General features: G+C 70.6%; 4 protein-coding genes. 3 read left to right on the top strand and 1 reads right to left on the bottom strand.

Translation table 11 applies throughout. The features are described 5' to 3' along the window. Nucleotides 1-459 precede the first annotated feature (459 nt). Nucleotides 460-1155 carry a response regulator gene (locus tag ACY5KJ_RS17540; RefSeq protein WP_462203874.1) on the top strand — a complete coding sequence of 232 codons (696 nt, stop codon included), beginning with the start codon at nucleotides 460-462 and terminating at the stop codon, nucleotides 1153-1155. Between the two features lie 68 nt (nucleotides 1156-1223). Here ACY5KJ_RS17540 and ACY5KJ_RS17545 read toward each other — a convergent pair whose 3' ends face one another. Further along, on the bottom strand, nucleotides 1224-2963 hold the full coding sequence (locus ACY5KJ_RS17545) for a sensor histidine kinase (protein WP_462188066.1): 1740 nt from the start codon (nucleotides 2961-2963) through the stop codon (nucleotides 1224-1226). Nucleotides 2964-3757: 794 nt separating this feature from the next. On the opposite strand from ACY5KJ_RS17545, the gene ACY5KJ_RS17550 reads away from it, so the two are divergent. Both ACY5KJ_RS17550 and ACY5KJ_RS17555 read left to right on the top strand, forming a co-directional pair. After that, nucleotides 3758-4426 carry a cysteine dioxygenase gene (locus ACY5KJ_RS17550; protein WP_462203875.1) on the top strand — a complete coding sequence of 223 codons (669 nt, stop codon included), beginning with the start codon at nucleotides 3758-3760 and terminating at the stop codon, nucleotides 4424-4426. Then, on the top strand, nucleotides 4423-4830 hold a 408-nt coding region (locus ACY5KJ_RS17555; RefSeq protein WP_462203876.1), incomplete at its 3' end, for a rhodanese-like domain-containing protein. The genes ACY5KJ_RS17550 and ACY5KJ_RS17555, both read left to right, overlap by 4 nt.

Genomic DNA, 4830 nt, shown 5'->3' on the forward strand with positions numbered 1-4830 from the left:
TTCCCCTGTCCCGGCCGACGGGCCTCAGGGGACGTAATGAAGTAACAAATACGCGATCGAGAGCATCATCGCAGGTCACAGGCCTGTGGAGGGTTCGAAACGCGCAAGTTATTTCATTTCGACTCCTCATCGCTGCGCCGGGGAGCAGGCGAAACCTCCGGGCCCGCGGACAGGCTCTACATCCGCCGCCGGCACGCCAATTGCGACCTGGCGCAATCACATCATGAAGCCACTCGACTACACCTCCCCGGACTTCGGCGGGGCGCCACCCGGACCTACCCTTTTCGGATGACGCCGGAACCGGCGTTCACGGGTTCACCGAACGGCATCCGCCGAGACGCACGACACCGCTTCCGTGCGGTCGAGGTCACCGCCTCCAACAGCGAGCGTTATATTCTGCTTGCTGCAGGTGACAACAGCGACGGTCTTCTACGGCGTCAGGGTCGGGCGGAGTCAACGGTGTCAGACGAACTGGCGGACGGTTCCGGAGTCGGTGACGTACCGGGGCCTGCGTCGATCACCGGAACCATCCGGGTGTTCCTTCTCGACGACCACGAGGTAGTGCGTCGCGGGCTGCGGGATCTCCTCACCGACGAACCCGATGTAGAGGTGGTCGGGGAGGCCGGGCGGGCCGATGAGGCGGTAGCCCGGATCCTGGCCCTCCAGCCCCACGTCGCGGTGCTGGACGCACGCCTGGAGGACGGCAGCGGTATCGAGGTCTGCCGGCAGGTCCGGTCGAGCGATCCACGGATCGCCTGCCTCATCCTGACCTCGTTCGACGACGAGGAGGCGCTCTTCACAGCGATCATGGCGGGCGCGGCCGGCTACGTTCTCAAGCAGATCCGGGGAACCGCCCTCGTAGACGCGGTGCGCCAGGTGGCGGCGGGCAAGTCCCTGCTCGATCCCGCGGTGACGCCCCGGGTCCTGGTGCGGCTGCGGGAGGGACCAGCCGAGGACGAACGGCTTTCCGGGCTCACCGACCAGGAGCGGCGCATCCTCCGGCTGATCGCGGAGGGGCTCACCAACCGCCAGATCGCCAGCCGGATGTTCCTCGCCGAGAAGACCGTGAAGAACTACGTCTCCAGCTTGCTGTCCAAGCTCGGGCTGGAGAGCCGGACCCAGGCCGCGGTGTTCGCCACCAGGCTGAATCCCTGAACCCCTGAGGCTCTTGAGGCCCCTGAGGCTCTTGAGGCCCGGGGTTCCCCGCAACCCCGCCGTACCCGCTAACCGAGGACGCTCCATCCCTCGCCGGAGTGCACGCGAAGCTCGGGCAACGGCGCGATCACCGGGACCTGCCAGGTCATGGTGGTGCCGACGCCGCCCGCTCCCGGGCCGAACTCCATCCGGCCGCCGAGGTCGAGCGCACGGTGCCGCAGGTTGGCCAGCCCGCTGCTGCGCGAGGCCTTGCCGGGGCCGCGGCCGTCGTCGCGCACCTCGACCAGGATGTCGGCGTCGGTGACCCGCAGCAACACGTGGATCCGGGAGGCCCGCGCGTGGCGGGCGATGTTGGACAACGCCTCGCGCAGCGCCGCGAGCATGTGCGGGCGGATGGCCGCGGGGACCCCGCGGTCGATCGGTCCGTCCAGCCGGACCGTCGGGGTGATCCCCAGGGCCCGTTCGGCCTGGGCGATGACCGCTTGAATCTCGGCGCGCAGATCGGTCTCCTCAGCAGCGTTGGAGGTCAACGAAAAGATCGTCTGACGGATGTCGGAGATGGTCTGGTCGAGCTCGCCGGCGGCGGCGTCCAGCCGCCCGGCCGCCCGGCTGTCCACGACCCGGGCAAGGCTCTGCAGGTGCAGACCGGTGGCGAACAACCGCTGGATCACGACGTCGTGCAGGTCCCGAGCGATGCGGTCCCGTTCCTCGAAGACGGCCAGACGCTCCCGGTCGCGGTGCACCCGGGCCAGTTCGAGGGTGAGCGCGGCCTGCCCGGCGAAAGCCGCGGCCATCTCCAGGTCCAGACCGCCGAAGGAGGCCGAACGCTCACCCGAGCCGAGGACGAGGATGCCCAGCGCCCGGCCACCCGCCATCAGCGGCACCACCATGCCGACCTTCACCGGGAGGTCGGGATGGTCCGCGCCGAACAGCGGACCGCCCGGGGAGTCGGCGGGCACGAGCACGGCCCGGCCGGTGCGCATGGCCTCGTTCAGGCGGCGGTTGTCGGCGAAGACCCGGCCTCGCAGGTCGTCGTCCCCCTCCCCGGCGACAACCCCGACGACCAGGCCGGCCTCGTCGGGGACGAGGATCGCGGCGAGCCGGGCCGCGGTCGCCTGACGAGCCCGCCGGGCCACCAGGTCGAGCGCCTTCTCGGGCTCCGCGACCGACAGCAGCGCGGTCGTGATCTCCGCACTGGCCGAGAGCCAGGCCTGCCGGCGCCTGGTCTCCTCGTACAGCCGCGCGTTCTCGATCGCGAAACCGACCGCGGCCGCCAACGCGCACGCCAGATCCTCGTCCTCCTGGGTGAACTCGCCGCCACCGCGCTTCGCGCCGAGGAACAGCGTTCCGAACGCCGCGCCCCGCACCATGATCGGGACGTTGAGGAAGGTGTCGAACCGCGGGTGCCCGCTGGGAAACCCGATCGCAACGGGATGACGGGCGGCGTCGGCCACCCGCAACGGCCGAGGGTGGCGCAGGCTCTCCCCGATCAGGCCGCGCCCCTCAGGAAGTCTGCCGATCATGGTGGGCACCTCGTCGGGGAAGCCCACATGGATGAGCTCCGAGATCTCCCCGTCGTCGCCGATCACCCCGAGGGCGCCGTACTTGGCCCCCACGAGCTGGCAGGCGGCCTGCGCGATCCGGCGCAGGGTGACCGGCAGGCTCAGTTCCCGGGCCACGTCGACGACCGCGTCGAGCAGGCCACGCATCCGGGTCTGCACGGACGCCACTTCGTTCACCTGCTCGGAGAGCTGGATCAGAAGCTGTTCGAGCCGCGCACGATCGACATCGGGGACGGGTCCGCTCATCGGCGCGGGCCCTGGTCTAGGCCCTGGTCCAGGGCAATGACCGAACCTTCGTCCGGGTATCGACGGAATTCGACGAAAACCACCGCGCGTGGCACCTCATTTCCGGTCCCTCTCTCCAGCAGGGTGACGTGCGGGCGCCTGCCCAGGCGGAAGGATTGCCTGCCATGCACGATATCCGGCAAACACCGACTCCGCGGAGCAGCAGGCGGAACACCATAACGAGCACCAGCCGAGTCTCGGAGGGCCACAACGCGCCGGGCTACCTCCAACGTAGAGTGTCGTTCATGGCAATGCCCCACCTCTTCCTGCACCGCGACCGAGTGACGGACCTGGGCCGGGTCGTCAGCGCGGCGTGTACCGGGCGGGCCTGAGCCAGCGTCATCCTCCCGCGGCGCCGTCGGCGGCGGCTCGTCGTCTGCCGTCCCTAATCGGTTGATCGGCTGGTCCAGCTGGCAGTTCTGTCGCCCCGCCCCGACGGTCCGTCGGCCTCGCGACGCCACGCTCAGCCCGTTCGCACCGTGATCTCCACCGCTCTGCGCCGTCGCACTCCGTGCCTGCGCCACGGCGGGCCACCGCCGGCAGGACATCACCATCGTGCTCATTCGATGCGGTGACCCGGCGCATCAGTCTCGCGCGCGGCACCGCTTCTCCCCGCCCGGCCGTGTCCGGCGGTGTGCCGGCGAACGTACCCGCGTCCCAGCATCACCCGCGTCCCAGCATCACCCGCGTCCCAGCATCACCCGCGTCCCAGCATTACCCGCGTCCCAGCATTACCCGCGTCTTGGGAGTGACTCGTGCCCCTCCTCCACCCGGTCCTCATCGCCGACCCCACCCGCATCGCCGACCCCTTTGTGCCGACCTCGTGCCTGAGCGATGAGCCGGGCCTCATCGACCTGGCGACCCTGTGCGAACTGACCGCCGCGGTCTCGGCGACGCCCGAGGTCTGGCGTCCCGTCATCCGTCACCGTCCCGACCGCCGGTGGTACACCCGGCTGCTGCTCTCCGCGACCGTGGAGGTGTGGCTGATCGGCTGGTACCCGGGGCAGCAGACGGAGGTACACGATCATGGCGGCGCGCTGGGTGCGCTGACGGTCGCTGAGGGTTTCGTGGAGGAGGACCAGTACGACCGAAGCTGGACCAGCTCCCAGGTGCACCGGCACGGGACCGGGGCCGTGGTCGGCTTCGATGCGACCCACGTCCACCGGGTCGCCAACCGCGGCCGGCAGGTCGCGACGACGATCCACGCCTACTCCCCACCGGAACTGTCGATGCGGTTCGCGCCGACGCCGGCCGATGGCGGCCGTACGGAGGATCCGCGTGCCGTCGAGATCCCGCCTGCGGCCGCGGCAGCCGCGACGGACCTGGGCCCGGCCGTCACCATCGGCGCGGCCACCGCGATAATCGAGGCGGGCAGGGGCGACCGCAGGGCTCCGACCCCCGCGGTGGCCGGGAGCGGCGCATGACGGCAACCGAGCACGCCACGGCCACACCACCGAGCCGGATCGACGCGATGCTCGCGGCGGCCCGGTCCCGGCTGCACCGACTCGAACCGGCGCAGGCCGCGCGTGCCCTGGCCGAGAACGGCGACGCGGTGCTGGTCGACATCCGACCCGCGGCGCAGCGCGCCGCGGAGGGGGAGATCCCCGGCGCCGTCATCGTGGAGCGCAACGTCCTCGAATGGCGGTTCGACCCCACCAGCGACGCGTGCCTGCCGCTGGCGACGGGGGACGACCTGCAGGTCATCGTGATCTGCTCAGAGGGTTACACCTCCAGCCTCGCAGCCGACTCGTTGCAACAGCTCGGCCTGCGGCGCGCCACCGACGTGATCGGCGGATTCCACGGCTGGGCGGCGACCGGGCTCCCCACC

The sequence above is a fragment of the Frankia sp. CcWB3 genome (genome assembly GCF_977927595.1).